This window comes from Microbacterium sp. NPDC055521 (genome assembly GCF_053619695.1).
Map to the genome: position 1 here is coordinate 45288 of NZ_JBSHJX010000002.1, position 15560 is coordinate 60847.

The following is a 15560-nucleotide window of genomic DNA, read 5'->3' on the forward strand; positions in this document are numbered from 1 at the left end:
GGAAGAAGGGGCCGTCGACTCGGGATTTCACCTGGCCATGCTACCCGTCGCCACATGGGTGCGGGCCGAACGGCTCAGAGCCCGCGGGCTCCCGTGTCGAGGAACGAGGCGACCACGGGCGGCACGAAGGGCGAGACGTCGCCGCCCAGCGCGGCGACCTGCCGCACCAGCGAGCTCGACACCATCGCGTGGGCCGGGTCGGGCAGCAGGAACACCGTCTCGATATCTGCCAGGTGGCGGTTCACGATCGCCATCGGCGACTCGTAGGCGACGTCGACCTGCGACCGGATGCCCTTCACCAGCACCCCCGCGTCGACATCGCGGGCGTAGTCGACGAGCAGGCCCATGCTCCACGATCCGACGATGATGTGCCCGCCGACGCCAGCCTCGGCGATCGACTGCTCGAGGAGGCTGAGTCGCTGCGCGATGGGCAGCATCGCCTCTTTGCCGGGGTTGTGCACCACCAGCACGTGCAGCTCGTCGTAGAGACGGGCAGCACGCGAGATGACGTCGAGGTGGCCCAGCGTGGGCGGGTCGAACGATCCGGGAACGACGGCGATCCGAGAATTCACTTCGACTTACTCCGTTCGCTCAGTACAAGCACTGGTTCAGCCTATGACACCGCACCCTCAGTTCTTGCTGAGGGCCGCCCGATCCGACTCGCTCACGCGACCGGCGATCGCGACGCGCAGACCCGGATGCTCGACCAGCATGGGGTCGTCCTTCAGGATGTCGGCGGCGATGTCGCGCGCGTAGGCGATGAGTCCGGCATCCTTGACCACCCGAAGCAGACGCAGCGACGACTTGACGCCCGCCTGAGCCGCGCCGAGCACGTCGCCCTCGCCGCGCAGCTCGAGATCGACCTCGGCCAGCTCGAAGCCGTCGAGCGTGGCGGCGACCGCCTCGACCCGCTCTCTCGCGAGCGATGCCCCCTCCGCCTCGGTCACGAGCAGGCAGAGCCCAGGGTGCTCACCGCGGCCCACGCGACCGCGCAGCTGGTGCAGCTGCGACACGCCGAACCGATCGGCGTCCATGATGACCATGGTCGAGGCGTTCGGCACGTCGACGCCGACCTCGATCACCGTCGTCGCGATGAGCAGGTCGATCTCGCCGCGCGCGACGGCGCGCATCACTGCATCCTTCTCCTCCGCCGGCATCTTGCCGTGCAGCACCGCGCGCCGCACTTTGCCGAGCACTGGATGCGTGGCGAGCAGCTCATCGAGCTGAACCACACCCCACCGAGGTCCCTTGCCCTCGACGTCGGCGGGAGGCTGGTCGTCGGCCTCGACGGATTCCTTCGCGGTGTCGATCGCCGCGCACACGGCGAACACCTGGCGGCCGTCCGCGATCTCCTCGGCCGCACGGGCCCAGACCCGCTGGAACCACTCGGGATGCTCGGCCAGCGGAGCGACATGGGTCGTGATGCCGGCGCGCCCGGCCGGCATCGAGCGGATGACGGAGGTGTCGAGGTCGCCGAACACGGTCATCGCCACGGTGCGCGGGATGGGTGTCGCCGTCAGCACGATCGCGTGCGGGGCGGTGCCCTTGGCGCGCAGCATCTCACGCTGCTCGACGCCGAATCGGTGCTGCTCGTCGACGACGACGAGCGCCAGGTCGGCGAAGGTGGTCTTCTCGGAGAGCAGCGCGTGCGTGCCGATGACGATCAGCGACTGGCCGGATGCCACCCGCAGGGCGGCCTTGCGCCGCGCCGGCGCGGACATCTGCCCGGTGAGCAGGGTCGGCATCAACTCGGCCGCCGTGTCCGGACCGAGCATCTTCGTGATCGATCGCAGGTGCTGCGCGGCGAGCACCTCGGTGGGGGCGATGAGCGCAGCCTGCCCTCCGGACTCGGCCGTCTGCAGCATCGCTCGCAGCGCGACGAGGGTCTTCCCCGACCCGACCTCGCCCTGGATCAGCCGGTTCATCGGCCGATCGGCGCTCAGGTCGGCGGCGATCTCGGCTCCGACGCGCTGCTGGTCGGGAGTGAGCGTGAAGGGCAGCCGGGCGTCGAAGCGCTCCAGCAGTCCGCCGCTGCGGGCGAGCCGTGGAGTGGCGGTCAGCGCGCGTACCTGGATGCGCTGCTGCAGCAGCGCCGTCTGCAGCACGAGAGCCTCGTGCATGCGCAGCGTGCGAACGGCCGGATCGATGTCGGCCTTGCGCCGCGGCCGATGGATCGCGTCGAGCGCCTGGCGGGCGGTGAGCAGCCCTTCGCGAGCGCGGATGTCGTCGGAGAGGGGGTCGGGGAGGTCGCCGAGCTGGTCGAGCACGACGCCGATCAGCTTCGCGATCTGCCAGCTCTGCATGGCGGAGGTCGCCGGGTAGATCGGAATGGGCACGTCCTGCAGGGCATCCGCCTGGCGGTAGGCGCTCTCGGCGTCGTCGAAGAGCTGGTAGTCGGGATGCGCGAATTGCACCCTGTCTTTGAACACTCCGACCTTGCCCGAGAAGATGCCGCGGCGACCGACCGACAGCTCTTTCCTGCGCCATTCCGCCTGGCCGAGGTTCTTCGCGAAGAAGGTCAGCGACATCTGGCCGACGCCGTCGCCGATGATGACCTCGAGCATGGCGCCGCGCCGGTTGCGCATCTCGCGGGCCGTCGCGGAGATGACCTCGCCCACGATGGTGACGGTCTCGCCGATCGGCAGCTCGAGGATCGGCGTCAGCTCGCCGCGATCGGCGTAGCGCCGCGGATAGTGCCCCAGCAGATCGCCGACGGTGGTCATCCTGAACGCCTTATCGAGGGTCTTGGCCGTGGACGTGCCGACGGCGGTCGTCAGCGGCGTGTCGAGCTCGAAGGGCATGGTTCGAGTCTACGGAGGGCCGGAGACAGGGACCGATTGTCGTATCGTGATCGGGTGACGAGGATCATCGCCGGCGAGGCACGCGGCGCACGGCTCGATGTGCCGGGTGCCGGAACCCGCCCCACCAGCGACCGTGTTCGCGAGTCGCTCTTCGGAGCGCTGGAGTCGATGGATGCGATCGACGGTGCCCGGGTGCTCGATCTGTACGCCGGCAGCGGCGCGCTCGGCCTCGAGGCGTGGAGTCGCGGCGCCCAGCGCGTCGAGCTCGTCGAGATCTCACGGTCGGCGGCGACCATCGTCGGTCGCAACGCGGATGTCGTGGCCAAGGCGATGAGCGCGGCGCCCGCCGCGAGAGTGCACCAGAGCACCGTGCGTGCCTACCTCTCGCGCGCGCAGGGCCCGTTCGACCTCGTGTTCACCGATCCGCCGTACGACCTGGACGACGCGGCGATGACCGCGGACCTGGTCGCGCTCGCGCCGCTGCTGTCACCGGAGGCGGTGGTGGTCATCGAACGCGGGAAGCGCGCGACTCCCCCCGACCTCGACGCCGCGGGGCTCGCTCTCATGAGAGAGAAGGCGTACGGCGACACACGGGTGTGGTGGGCGGAACCTGCCGGTCACGGGGTCTGACCGCGCCGCACCCTCAGCGCGCGTGGTCCCAATCCCGATACGGGTCCCATCCCGCCTCGGCGACCGGTCTGCCGTCGACGAGCACGGGCGCGTCAGCGCGCGCGGTCACCGTGCCGATCCGCTCGAAGCCGGCTGGCACGGCTCCCGCAGGAAAGGTCGCCAGCAGGCCGTGATCCTCTCCCCCGCCCAGGGCACGGCCGCGGTCGCCGCCGAACGCCAGCGCATCCAGCGCCGCGCCGGAGAGCGCGATCGTCACGCCCGACGCATCCGCCAGGCGTGAGGCGTCCAGGGCGAGGCCGTCGGAGACGTCCATCATGGCTGTGGCTCCGGCATCCGCCGCCATCGGCCCGAGGGCGAGCGGAGGCACCGGGCGGAGCTGCCGATCCAGCGCACCCTGCTGCACGGGATCCAGCGTCGAGCGATCCACCGGCACCGCGGCCGCCCCGTCGCGGAAGCGGGCGAACAGCAGACCCAGCCCCGCCGCGGCCACGCCGAGTTCGCCCGCGAGGGCCACCACATCGCCGTCACGCGCACCGGCACGGGTGACGGCAGATCGCCCGCCCAGATCCCCCAGCGCGGTCACCGCGATCATCAGCCGCTCGGAGACGGTGAGGTCGCCGCCGACGACTGAGCACCCCGGGGCGAGCTGAGCGCAGCACTCCCGGAAGCCGTCGGCCATCGCCTCGATGAACGACAGCCGCATGTCGGCCGGCACGGCGAGCGACACGAGCAGGGCCGTGGGAACGGCGCCCATCGCGGCGATGTCGGAGAGGTTGACGGCCGCGGACTTCCAGCCGAGGTCGTAGCCGCTCGACCACGCGATCCGGAAGTCGGGCCCTTCGACCAGGGTGTCGGCGCTGGCGACGATCGACCCGGACGGGGCGGCGATCACCGCCGCGTCGTCGCCGGGGCCGAGCACGGCGTGCGCTGCCGGTGCGGTGCGGGCGAGGATCGCGCGCAGAACCGCTCCCTCCGAGATGTCGCCGATGAGCGGGTCGTCGTCGGAGCCGGATGCCATGCCGACAACGGTAGCCTGGAATCATGCTGAGCCGTCTCGCCCTGATCACCGGTGCGGCGATGATGCTCGCACTCACCGGATGCTCGAGCACCGTCGCCCTCACGCCCGCCGCCGACGCGAACAGCCCGGAATGCGCCGAAGTGACGGTGCGCCTGCCGGAGAGCGTCGCCGGGCAGGACCGGCGCTGGACCGACGCACAGGCGACCGGTGCGTACGGGAACGACGGGAAGACCAGCGTCATCCTGACCTGCGGCGTCGCCGTGCCCGGCCCGACCGCCGACCTGCAGTGCGTGACGCTCGAGGGCATCGACTGGCTCGTAGACGAGTCGGAGGCGCCGCGGATGCGCATGACCACCTATGGCCGTGATCCCGCGGTGCAGGTCTTCGTCGACACGACGATCGTCAGCGCCAACGATGTGCTCACCAGTTCGGGCATCGTGTCGGGCGTGCGGATGATCGAGGCCGAGGGAGCCTGCACGGCACCGGACGAGCTGCCCGAGTAGCCCTTCGCAGGCTCAGGGACCCCGGAGTGCTCAGCGACCCGGATACCTCAGCGGCGCAGGCCACCCTCGATCAGCTCGGTGATCAGCTCGCCGTAGCTCATGCCCGACGCGATCCAGCATTTCGGGTACATCGAGATGGGCGTGAACCCGGGCATCGTGTTCAGCTCGTTGACGACGATCTCGCCGTCGGCTGTGAGGAACACGTCGACCCGCGCGAGGCCTCTGCCGTCCACCGCCTCGAACGCGCGCACGCCGATCTGCTGCACGGCCGCGATCTCGGCATCCGTCATCTCCGCCGGGCACACGACGTCGACGCCGTCGCCACCGAGGTACTTGCCCTCGAAATCGTAGAAGCCACGCGATGTGAGCACGATCTCGCCCGGCAGCGACGCGCGCACCGCGTCGGCGGTCTCGAGGATCGCGACCTCGATCTCCCGGCCGACGATGCCCGTCTCGACGAGCACCTTCTCGTCCTCCGCGAAGGCCACCTCGAGAGCCGCGTCGAGCTCGCCGAGGCTCTCGACCTTCGACACGCCGACGCTGGATCCTGCCCGGGCGGGTTTGACGAACAGCGGCAGGCCGAGCTCGGCGATCGCCGCGCGCAGCGGTGCCGAGTCCTTCTGCCAGGCGCGCTGCCGCACGGTCACCCACGGCGAGACGGGGATGCCCTCGGATTCGAGCGCCACCTTCATGAAGTGCTTGTCCATGCACATCGCAGAGTCGAGCACTCCGCCGCCGGCATACGGGATCTCGAGGATGTCGAAGAAGCCCTGGATCGTGCCGTCCTCGCCGTGCGTGCCGTGCAGGATCGGCAGCACCACGTCGACGGCGGCGAGGTCGACGGCCGACCCGTCGGGCGCGATCACACGCAGCACACGGTCGCCGCCGGCCTCCGGCCAGCGGATCCGGGTGCCGTTGTCGAGCACCTCGGGCATGTTCGCGGCGTCCAGCGCGAACTTCGCCGGGTCGTCCTGCTCGAGCACGAAAGCGCCCTCGCGGGTGATCCCGACCGGGATCACGTCGTAGCGATCGCGGTCAATCGCCGCCAGCACCCCGCCCGCCGTTGCGGAGCTGATCGAATGCTCGCTGGAACGCCCGCCGAAGAGCACCACCACCGTCTGCTTGTCCATGTCTGGTCGTCTCCTCCTGGGGAGTGTCGTCGTCGGTGGTGAGGTGCGGTGCGATGTCGCGGGGGTCCATCCGCCCGTCGAGCACCATCTTCACCTGCTCCACGATGGGCATGTGCACTTCGGACTCGTGCGCGAGCTGAAGGATGGGAGCGACCGAGGCCAGGCCTTCAGCGGTCTGGTTCATCTGCTTCACCACATCGTGGAAGCTGTACCCCTGCCCCAGCAGACGCCCGGCCGTGTTGTTGCGGCTGAGCGGCGACTGGCAGGTCGCGATGAGGTCACCGAGGCCGGCGAGACCCTGCAGCGTCTCGGGGCGAGCGCCGTTCGCGACGGCGAAGGCGGTCATCTCGACCAGTCCTCGGGTGATGATGGATGCCTTGGTGTTCTCGCCGTAGCCGACGCCGTCGACGATACCGATGGCGACGGCGATGAGGTTCTTCAGCACCCCGCCGAACTCGGTGCCGATCACGTCGGTGTTCACGAACGAGCGGAAGTAGCGGTTGCGCGCGGTGCGGGCCACGGCATCCGCCGTCTCCTGGCTGGCAGAGGCGATCACGGCCGCGGTGGGCTGCTCCCGCGCGATCTCGAGCGCGAGGTTGGGTCCGGATGCCACGGCGATCCGATCCGGATCGCACTGCAGCTCCTGCGCGATCACCTGGCTCATCCGCAGGCCCGACGAGCGCTCCACGCCCTTCATCAGGCTGACGATCGGGATGTCCCGGTCGGCGATCAGCGGGCGCAGCGCCTTCAGGTTCTCGCGTAGGGTCTGGCTGGGCACCGACAGATACACCTGCTGAGCGCCGTCGAGGGCATGTGCCAGCTGATGAGTCGCGTCGATGCTGCGGGGCAGGTTGATGCCGGGCAGGTACTTCGAGTTGCGCTTGGCCTCGGCGATCTCCTGCGCGAGCTCAGGCCGGCGAGCCCACATGGTGACCTGGGCGCCGCCGTCGGAGAGGATCTTGCCGAACGTGGTTCCCCAGCTGCCCGCGCCGATCACGGTGGCGCGCACGCCTGACGGCTGCGGTATGCGCTTATGAATCAAGGCGTCCCGTCTCCTTCTGCCCGTGCTCGCCCGGGTTCCAGCGCTTCACGGGAGCCTGCTCGTCGCGCAGCTGCTCGAGCAGGGCGGTGATGGCTGCCATCAGACGCTCGGTCGCGATGGTGAGCACTCGGGGGTCGCCTGCGCGATCGCGCAGGTCGGACAGATCCACCGGATCGCCGATCAGCACGTGGACGCGCTTGCGCAGCGGCCAGAGGCTGAGCCCCTTCTGGTAGCGCCCCATGATCTGCTGGGTGCCCCACTGCGCCATCGGGATGAGCGGGATGTCGCCCGTGAGCGCGAGGCGCACCGCACCCGACTTGCCGCGCATCGGCCACATCTCGGGGTCTCGCGTCAGAGTCCCCTCGGGGTACACGATGACGCCGCGACCGTTCTCGACGAGGTCGCGGGACTGCATGATCGTCTGCTTCGCGCCCGATGCCGACGACGCGCGCGCGACGGGGATCATCCCCGTCCTGCGCAGGATCCAGCCGAGCACGGGCACGCGGAACAGGCTGTCCTTCGCCATGAACCGCGGCAGACGCCCGGTGCGGTACACGGCGATCGCCACGATCAGCGGATCGAATTCGGAGTAGTGGTTCGGTGCCAGCACGAAGGCGCCCGTACGGGGCAGCTTCTCGGCGCCGGACACGGTGATCTTCGCCAGCAGCGACACCAGCGGGATGACGAGCACCGCAAGCGGCCAGAAGATGCTGGGACGGCTGCGTTCCGAGGCGGCCATCAGCTCACCGCACGACGTCGAAGTCCGCACCCAGGGCGCGGAGCTTGTCGAGGAACTTCTCGTAGCCGCGGCTGAGGATGTCGACTCCGGAGACCTGCGACTCGCCGTCGGCCGTGAGGGCGGCGATCACATGGCTGTAGCCGCCGCGCAGGTCGGGAACCACGATGTCGGCCGCGTGCAGCGGCGTGGGTCCGGTGATGACCGCCGCCTGCTCGAGCTCTCGACGCGGCACGCGGCGCGGCCCGTTCTGCAGCCCGTGCGGGTGCACCTCGATGTCGGCGCCCATCTTCACCAGGGCCTGCGTGAAGCCGAAGCGGTTCTCGTAGACCGTCTCGTGCACGATCGAGCGGCCCGGCGCCTGGGTCAGCGCCACGATCAGCGGCTGCTGCCAGTCGGTCATGAAGCCGGGGTGCACGTCGGTCTCGACGATGACGGGCTTGAGCTCGCCGCTGCGACGGAAGAGGATGCCGTCCTCCTGCACGTCGAACCAGCCGCCCGCCTTGCGGAAGACGTTGAGGAAGGTGAGCATCTCCTGCTGCTTGGCCCCGGCGACGAAGATCTCGCCGTCGGTGGCCAGCGCGGCGCTCGCCCACGATGCGGCCTCGTTGCGATCGAAGATGGCGCGGTGGTCGTAGCCGCGAAGCGTGTCGACGCCCTCGATGAGGATGACGCGGTTGGGCTCGTACGAGATGATCGCGCCCATCTTCTGCAGCACGGCGATGAGATCCATGATCTCGGGCTCGATGGCGGCGTTGCGCAGCTCGGTCACGCCCTCTGCGCGCACGGCGGTGAGCAGCACCTGCTCGGTGGCGCCGACGCTCGGGTAGGGCAGGTGGATGTTAGCGCCCTTGAGACCGTTGGGGGCGGAGAGGCGGATGCCGCTCGGCTGCTTCTCGACGACCGCGCCGAACTTGCGCAGCGCGTCGAGGTGGAAGTCGATCGGGCGGTCGCCGATCCGGCATCCGCCGAGGTCGGGGATGAACGCCTGGCCGAGACGGTGCAGCAGAGGCCCGCAGAACAGGATCGGGATCCGCGACGCTCCCGCGTGCGCGTCGATCTCCTCGTAGTGGGCCGATTCGACGTCGCTCGGGTCGAGGATCAGCGAGCCGGGCTCGTCGCCCTCGCTGACGGTCACGCCGTGCACTTCGAGCAGCGAGCGCACCACGGCGACGTCGCTGAGGTCGGGGACGTCGCGCAGCGTGCTCGCCGTCTCGCCGAGCAGGGTCGCGACCATCGCCTTCGTGGCGAGGTTCTTGGCGCCCTTGACGTCGACGCGTCCGCGCAGCGGCCTGCCGCCGCGGATCGCGAGGACGGATCCGGCGGGAGCCGGAACCCGGTCGTCTACAGCAACTCGCGGCGATGTCGTCATTCGGGCCTCATCTTCTTCGGGACGTCACGGCGTTCGCCACGATGTCTGCGTCTGTCACGGCGGATGCCGCAGGGCTTGTGGCCCTCGGGCCCACGCTGCTCCGCCCTATCGGACCGGAAGCGTGCGTGGCCGCCACGACTCGCGACGGGCCTCGAACTGCGCGATCTTGTCTTCGTTGCGCAGGGTGAGCCCGATGTCATCGAGCCCTTCGAGGAGCCGCCATCTAGTGTAATCGTCGATCCCGATCGGGGCCTGGAAGACAGCCTCGGAGCCCGGTGCCGAACCGGGTACGGTCACGGTGCGGGACTCGAGGTCGACCGTGATCGAGCGCCCTGGCTGCTCGTCGATCAGCTGCCAGATCCGCTCGATCTCCGCCTCCTCGACGGTCGCGGCGAGCAGACCCTGCTTGCCCGAGTTGCCGCGGAAGATGTCGGCGAATCGCGGTGAGAGCACGACCTTGAAGCCGAAGTCGCGCAGCGCCCAGACGGCGTGCTCGCGGCTGGATCCGGTGCCGAAGTCGGGCCCCGCGACCAGCACGGACGCGCCCTGGTAGGGCGTCTGGTTCAGCACGAACTCCGGATCCTGACGCCAGCCGTGGAACAGGGCGTCTTCGAAGCCGGTCTTGGTCACTCGCTTCAGGAACACCGCGGGGATGATCTGGTCGGTGTCGACGTTCGAGCGCTTCAGCGGAGCGGCGATGCCGGTGTGGGTGGTGAACTTCTCCATCAGATGCTCGCTTCCAGGTCTGCGGGGCTCGACAGTGTGCCTCGGATCGCGGTCGCGGCGGCGACGAGCGGCGAGACCAGGTGGGTACGACCGCCCTTGCCCTGACGGCCCTCGAAGTTGCGGTTCGACGTCGACGCGCAGCGCTCGCCAGGGGCGAGCTGATCGGGGTTCATGCCGAGGCACATCGAGCATCCGGCGAAGCGCCATTCGGCGCCGAACGCCTCGACGATCTTGTCGATACCCTCTGCTTCCGCCTCGAGACGCACGCGGGCCGATCCGGGGACGACCATGACGCGCACGCCGTCAGCCTTCTTCTTCCCGTCGATGATCGACGCGAAGGCGCGCAGATCCTCGATGCGGCTGTTCGTGCACGAGCCCATGAACACCGCGTCCACCTTGACTTCCTTCAACGGGGTGCCGGGGGTCAGGGCCATGTACTCGAGCGCGCGCTCGGCGGCGGCGCGCTCGTTGGCGTCGGCGATCGCGGCCGGGTCAGGAACGGATGACGACAGCGAGCTGCCCTGGCCGGGGTTGGTGCCCCACGTCACGAACGGCTCGAGCTCGCCGGCGTCGATGAACACCTCGGCGTCGAAGGTCGCGCCCTCGTCGGTCGGCAGGGTGCGCCAGTAGGCGACCGCGTCGTCCCAGTCCTGGCCCTGCGGCGCGTGCGGCTTGTCCTTGACGTAGGCGAACGTGGTCTCGTCGGGGGCGACCATGCCGGCGCGCGCACCTGCCTCGATCGACATGTTGCAGATCGTCATGCGGCCCTCCATCGAGAGGTCGCGGATCGCGCTGCCGCGGTACTCGAGCACGTAGCCCTGCCCCCCGCCGGTGCCGATCTTCGCGATGACGGCGAGGATGACGTCCTTCGCGGTGACGCCGGGGCGCAGGGTGCCCTCGACGTTGATGGCCATGGTCTTGAAGGGCTTCAGCGGCAGGGTCTGGGTCGCCATGACGTGCTCGACCTCGCTGGTGCCGATACCGAACGCCATCGCGCCGAAGGCGCCGTGCGTGGAGGTGTGCGAGTCGCCGCAGACCACCGTGATGCCGGGCATCGTGAGCCCGAGCTGCGGGCCGACCACGTGCACGATGCCCTGCTCGGCATCGCCCAGCGAGTGCAGGCGCACGCCGAATTCGGCGGCGTTGCGGCGCAGCGTCTCGATCTGCGTGCGGCTGGTGAGGTCGGCGATCGGCTTGTCGATCGCGAGGGTCGGGGTGTTGTGGTCTTCGGTCGCGATCGTCAGGTCGAGCCGGCGAAGCGGACGCCGCTCGGCGCGGAGCCCGTCGAACGCCTGCGGGCTGGTGACCTCGTGCACGAGGTGCAGGTCGATGTAGATGAGATCGGGTTCGCCGTTCTCGCCCTTGACGACGAGGTGATCGTTCCAGACCTTCTCGGCCAGGGTGCGCGGCGCTGTGCTGCTGGTCATGCGGTGTTCCTTAGATGGCTCGAAGAGTCGGCCCATGATGGACTCCGCGACGAGGAAGGCCTTAGATCGAGGTCCCGTCGCGGCTGCTAAGAAGAAGAACCACCCGCCGCATGCCGGTCAGTTTACACGGCGTCGACGGGTGGCCCTCCCGCGTGTGTCGCACTGCGGAACCCGTCGGGTTCAGCTCTCGAGGGCGGCCTTCCTGTCGCGTCGCGAGGCGACCAGGCTGGCGATCGTGGCGACGGCCATCGAGGCGAAGATGACGCCGAGAGACACCCAGTTGTTGATGTCGGGGGCCCATTCGATCGGCTGCCCACCGTTGATGAAGGGCAGCTCGTTCTCGTGCATCGCGTGCAGGATCAGTTTGACGCCGATGAACGCGAGGATGAACGCCACGCCGTAGTGCAGGTAGCGCAGCCGGTCGAGCAGATCGCCGAGCAGGAAGTAGAGCTGGCGCAGCCCCATCAGGGCGAACAGGTTCGCCGTGAACACGATGAACGGGTTCGTGGTCACCCCGAAGATGGCGGGGATGGAGTCGACCGCGAACATCAGGTCGGTGACACCGAGCGAGACGAAGACGATGAGCATCGGGGTGAAGATCTTGCGTCCGCCCACGACGGTGCGCAGCTTCGGGCCGTCGTACTCGTCGCTGATCGGGATGACGCGGCGGATCTGACGGACGATGAAATTCTCGGTCTTGGCGTCTTCCTCCTCCTTGTCCGGCATGGCCTGGCGGATGGCGGTGAAGACCAGGAAGGCGCCGAAGACGTAGAAGATCGGGCTGAGGTGCTCGACGGCCGCGCCGACGATGAGGATGAAGATCGCGCGCAGGATCAGCGCGATGATGATGCCGACCATCAGCGCTTCCTGCTGATAGCGACGTGGCACCGAGAACTGCGCCATGATCAGCACGAAGACGAACAGGTTGTCGATGGAGAGGCTGTACTCCATCGCCCATCCGGTGAGGAAGTCGAGCGACGACTTCGTGTCGCCGAAGAAGAACAGCGTCCCGGCGAAGATCAGCGCGAGTGCGACGTAGAACGCCACCCAGAGGCTGGATTCCCTGGTGGACGGGATGTGCGGCCGCTTGAGGATGAGCAGGAGGTCCGCGATGAGGATCACGGTGAGCACGATGAGGGACGTGACTTCGAACCAGACGGGAATCAAGGACTGATGCCTTTCGGAGGGTGCGGTGAGTACCGAAAGTCTCTCCCCCGCATGTGTGACATGCGCCGCGCGGCCGGAGCAGCTTTGATGGTGCTCGTGATGACGATCCGCGCGATGTCGGGATACTCCCCCTCGCTGAGTCGATCGTAGCGGATTCTGAGACGGTCGCCTGTGTCAGGACACCTGCATATGAGAGACACTCGGACGACAGCGAACGGAAGAGGATGCCGAACAGCACGCAGGACCGCGAGTGGGCCGCTCGAGCCGCATCCGGTGATCAGGATGCGTTTCGGGCGATCTATCGCGCCTACGTGCGCCCGGTCTACTGGATCGCCCACGGGATCCTCGGCTCGCCGTCCGACGCCGAGGACATGGTGCAGGAGACGTTCGTGGTCGCCTGGCGGAAGCTGCCGGGCTTCGAGCTGCTCGGAGACTCCCTGCTGCCATGGCTCGCGACGATCTGCCGCTTCCAGTCGGCGAACCGCCTGCGGCGGCTGCGCCGCGAGAGTGCGCACACCGCGGATGCGGTGGACGACGCGCTTCCGGGCACGGTCGGCGTCGAGGATCAGGTGATCGCGTCGTCGCTCGCCGAGCGGATCGCGGCGGAGGTGGCGCGGCTCGACGACACCGATCGGGAGATCTTCCGGTTGTGCGCGGTGGAGGGGTACGCCTACGAGGCGGCCGCGGCGCAGCTGGGCGTGAGCCACGCCGCCGTTCGCAACCGTCTCTCCCGAGTGCGCTCGCGACTTCGCGGCGCGGTGAAGGAAGTGAGAGACGCATGAGCGAGAAGAGCGGACTGCCTCCGCTGAGCGACGAGCGCATCGCGGAGATGGAGCGCACGATCGTCGATCGGATCGCACACGAACCGCGTGCGAGCGCGAGCCCCGCGGCTGATGGACATCGACGTCGACGCCGGTGGGTCACAGCGCTCGGGGTGGCTGCGGCGTTCGCCGCCGGCGCGCTCATCGCGCCGCCGCTGCTGAACGGACTCGGATCGGCGATGCCCAGCGGAGGCGGCGACTCCGCGGCCGTGGCGCCGGCCCGCGATGCGGACGGCGCGCGCCAACATGCCGAGGCGGACTCCGCTGACGGCGCCGTAGACGGCTGGGCCTCCTCCGGTGGGGCGGTTGCTCCCCGAGATGAGAATGGCAGCAAGGGTGCGGACACGCCCTTCGCGACTCTCGACGACACCCGGGAGATCGTGGTGACCGCCGAGATGACGCTGCGGGTGCGCGATGCCGAGAAGGCTGCGGACGACATCACAGCTCTGGCAGCCGAGCACGGCGGGTTCGTCGAGTCCGCGTCGCTCGGGCTCGACCCGAGCGCGGGCGACATCGTTCCCGACGAGCCGCGCGAGCCGGGCTCCGGCTGGATCAGCATCCGGGTTCCCGCCGCCGATCTGAACGCGGTGATGGCTGCCGCAGGCGAGGAGGCCGATGTCCTGAGCTCATCGATCTCGCGCGACGACGTCACCTCGACAGCCGTCGATCTGCGGGCTCGGGTCGCCTCGGCCCGCACCTCGGTCGAGCGTCTCACAGACCTCATGAGCAAGTCCGGGTCAGTGGCCGACCTGATCGTCGCGGAATCGGCACTGAGCGAGCGCCAGGCGCAGCTGGAGAGCTACGAGCAGCAGCTGAAGACCCTCGAGGAGCAGGTCACTCTGTCGACCCTCTCGATTCAGCTCACCGAGAAGACGACCGCGACCGAGGCGGACCCCGCGGGGTTCGGCGATGGTCTGCTTGCGGGGTGGAACGGCCTGATCGCGAGCATGAACGGTGTCGTGGTCGTCATCGGATTCCTCCTCCCGTGGCTCGGCATCGCCGCGATCGTGCTGCTCGTCGTGTGGCTGATCCGTCGCCGGCGGCGTCCGCAGGCGACGGACTGAGCCGGCGCCGGGCACGACGCACAAGGCTCTTCCCTGCCCGTGCATCCGTCCGGTACCGTGCGGCCATGACAGCCACCACTTTCCTCCCTCGGTACGCGATCGTCACGGCATCCGACTCCGGGATCGGAGCGGCCACCGCGCTCGCGCTCGCTGACGCCGGCCTGGATGTCGGCATCACCTGGCACAGCGACGAAGAAGGGGCCGAGCGGACCGCGGCCGGAGTGCGCGAACGAGGCCGCAACGCCGTCGTCACGCGCTTCGACGCGACCGACCTCGACCGGGTGGCGGGGGTGGTCGACGATCTCGCCGACGCGCTCGGCGGGCTCGACGTGTTCGTGAACAATGCGGGGGCGAGCGTGTCGCGCCGGTTCATCGACGTGCCCCTGCCCGAGTGGCGCGAGACGGTGGCGCTGAACCTCGACGGGGCGTTCGCCGGGATGCAGACGGCGGCACGTCGCATGGTCGCCGCCGGCACGGGTGGACGGATCATCGCCGTGACGAGCGTGCACGCGCACCAGCCGCGTGTCGGCCTGGCCGCCTACATCGCGGCGAAGCACGGACTGTCGGGACTCATCAAGACCATGGCGCAGGAGCTCGGTGCGCACGGCATCACCGCCAACGCCGTCGCGCCCGGCGAGATCGCGACGGCTGCGAGCGGGCGCACGTCCGCCGACGCCGATCGCACCCACCGGCCCGGGGTGCCGCTCGGCCGACCGGGCAAGGCCGAGGAGGTCGCGGCAGTGATCGCCTTCCTCGCCTCGGCAGAGGCGAGTTACGTGACGGGTGCGGAGTGGAGCGTGGACGGCGGGATGCTGCAGATGGGCCCCCAGGCGGGATCGCACCTCACCGACGACTCCTGGCGTGAGGGCTGAGCGCTGCCGGATGCGATGAAGGCCCTCCGGGTTCCGGAGGGCCTTCATCGTGTCAGTGACCCCAGCGGGATTCGAACCCGCGTTACCGCCGTGAGAGGGCGGCGTACTAGGCCGCTATACGATGGGGCCGTCACTGCAACCGTTCAAGTATGCCATGACTGATCCGGGGCACAAAATCAGCCCCGCACCTCGCACGGAGGTCGCTTCCGACGCGATCCTCGACATGCAGAAGGCCCTCCGATCACTCGGAG

General features: G+C 69.1%; 15 protein-coding genes and 1 tRNA gene. 5 read left to right on the forward strand and 11 right to left on the reverse strand.

Translation table 11 applies throughout. The features are described 5' to 3' along the window. Window positions 1-74: 74 nt before the first annotated feature. Both coaD and ACWGSM_RS02040 read right to left on the reverse strand, forming a co-directional pair. The gene (coaD, locus tag ACWGSM_RS02035; protein WP_313354369.1) at window positions 75-572 is read right to left on the reverse strand and encodes a pantetheine-phosphate adenylyltransferase; all 498 of its coding nucleotides are present in this window, start codon (window positions 570-572) and stop codon (window positions 75-77) included. Window positions 573-629: 57 nt separating this feature from the next. After that, complete coding sequence (locus tag ACWGSM_RS02040) at window positions 630-2801, reverse strand: ATP-dependent DNA helicase RecG (RefSeq protein ID WP_452321312.1); 2172 nt, start codon at window positions 2799-2801, stop codon at window positions 630-632. Window positions 2802-2855: 54 nt separating this feature from the next. Between ACWGSM_RS02040 and rsmD the strand changes: the two genes are divergently transcribed. Then, a complete protein-coding gene (rsmD, locus tag ACWGSM_RS02045; protein ID WP_452321313.1) occupies window positions 2856-3431 on the forward strand; it encodes a 16S rRNA (guanine(966)-N(2))-methyltransferase RsmD in 576 nt (191 codons plus the stop codon). A 13-nt stretch (window positions 3432-3444) separates the two neighbouring features. Here the strand turns inward: rsmD and thiL are convergent, their stop codons facing one another. Then, window positions 3445-4449, reverse strand: a complete 1005-nt coding sequence (thiL, locus tag ACWGSM_RS02050) for a thiamine-phosphate kinase (RefSeq protein ID WP_452321314.1) — start codon at window positions 4447-4449, stop codon at window positions 3445-3447. Between the two features lie 23 nt (window positions 4450-4472). Between thiL and ACWGSM_RS02055 the strand changes: the two genes are divergently transcribed. Continuing rightward, entirely contained in the window at window positions 4473-4952 is a 480-nt protein-coding gene (locus ACWGSM_RS02055; protein WP_452321315.1) for a DUF3515 family protein, read from the forward strand. Window positions 4953-4999: 47 nt separating this feature from the next. Here ACWGSM_RS02055 and ACWGSM_RS02060 read toward each other — a convergent pair whose 3' ends face one another. The 7 genes from ACWGSM_RS02060 to ACWGSM_RS02090 form a co-directional block, all read right to left on the reverse strand. Next, complete coding sequence (locus tag ACWGSM_RS02060; protein WP_452321316.1) at window positions 5000-6082, reverse strand: D-alanine--D-alanine ligase family protein; 1083 nt, start codon at window positions 6080-6082, stop codon at window positions 5000-5002. Next, window positions 5988-7091 carry an NAD(P)H-dependent glycerol-3-phosphate dehydrogenase gene (locus ACWGSM_RS02065; protein ID WP_452321317.1) on the reverse strand — a complete coding sequence of 368 codons (1104 nt, stop codon included), beginning with the start codon at window positions 7089-7091 and terminating at the stop codon, window positions 5988-5990. The genes ACWGSM_RS02060 and ACWGSM_RS02065 overlap by 95 nt, the downstream gene beginning before the upstream one ends. A gap of 22 nt (window positions 7092-7113) precedes the next feature. Then, complete coding sequence (locus ACWGSM_RS02070; protein ID WP_452321318.1) at window positions 7114-7863, reverse strand: lysophospholipid acyltransferase family protein; 750 nt, start codon at window positions 7861-7863, stop codon at window positions 7114-7116. Between the two features lie 4 nt (window positions 7864-7867). Next, entirely contained in the window at window positions 7868-9232 is a 1365-nt protein-coding gene (murA, locus tag ACWGSM_RS02075; RefSeq protein WP_452321319.1) for a UDP-N-acetylglucosamine 1-carboxyvinyltransferase, read from the reverse strand. A gap of 105 nt (window positions 9233-9337) precedes the next feature. Continuing rightward, window positions 9338-9958: a 3-isopropylmalate dehydratase small subunit gene (gene leuD / locus ACWGSM_RS02080; RefSeq protein ID WP_452321320.1), complete on the reverse strand. Its 621-nt coding sequence runs from the start codon at window positions 9956-9958 to the stop codon at window positions 9338-9340. Then, entirely contained in the window at window positions 9958-11385 is a 1428-nt protein-coding gene (gene leuC, locus ACWGSM_RS02085; RefSeq protein ID WP_452321321.1) for a 3-isopropylmalate dehydratase large subunit, read from the reverse strand. Before leuC ends, leuD begins: the two co-directional genes overlap by 1 nt. A gap of 180 nt (window positions 11386-11565) precedes the next feature. Then, entirely contained in the window at window positions 11566-12552 is a 987-nt protein-coding gene (locus tag ACWGSM_RS02090) for a TerC/Alx family metal homeostasis membrane protein (RefSeq protein WP_452321322.1), read from the reverse strand. A gap of 224 nt (window positions 12553-12776) precedes the next feature. On the opposite strand from ACWGSM_RS02090, the gene ACWGSM_RS02095 reads away from it, so the two are divergent. The 3 genes from ACWGSM_RS02095 to ACWGSM_RS02105 all read left to right on the forward strand — a co-directional run bounded on the left by ACWGSM_RS02095 (window position 12777) and on the right by ACWGSM_RS02105 (window position 15309). Further along, entirely contained in the window at window positions 12777-13334 is a 558-nt protein-coding gene (locus tag ACWGSM_RS02095; protein WP_452321323.1) for an RNA polymerase sigma factor, read from the forward strand. Beyond that, window positions 13331-14437 (forward strand): DUF4349 domain-containing protein, encoded by a 1107-nt coding sequence (locus ACWGSM_RS02100; RefSeq protein ID WP_452321324.1) that lies wholly within the window; start codon window positions 13331-13333, stop codon window positions 14435-14437. Before ACWGSM_RS02095 ends, ACWGSM_RS02100 begins: the two co-directional genes overlap by 4 nt. Before the next feature lie 65 nt (window positions 14438-14502). Then, on the forward strand, window positions 14503-15309 hold the full coding sequence (locus ACWGSM_RS02105) for an SDR family oxidoreductase (protein WP_452321325.1): 807 nt from the start codon (window positions 14503-14505) through the stop codon (window positions 15307-15309). A 56-nt stretch (window positions 15310-15365) separates the two neighbouring features. Here the strand turns inward: ACWGSM_RS02105 and ACWGSM_RS02110 are convergent. Then, a tRNA-Glu gene (locus tag ACWGSM_RS02110) sits at window positions 15366-15438 on the reverse strand. Between the last annotated feature and the right edge of the window lie 122 nt (window positions 15439-15560).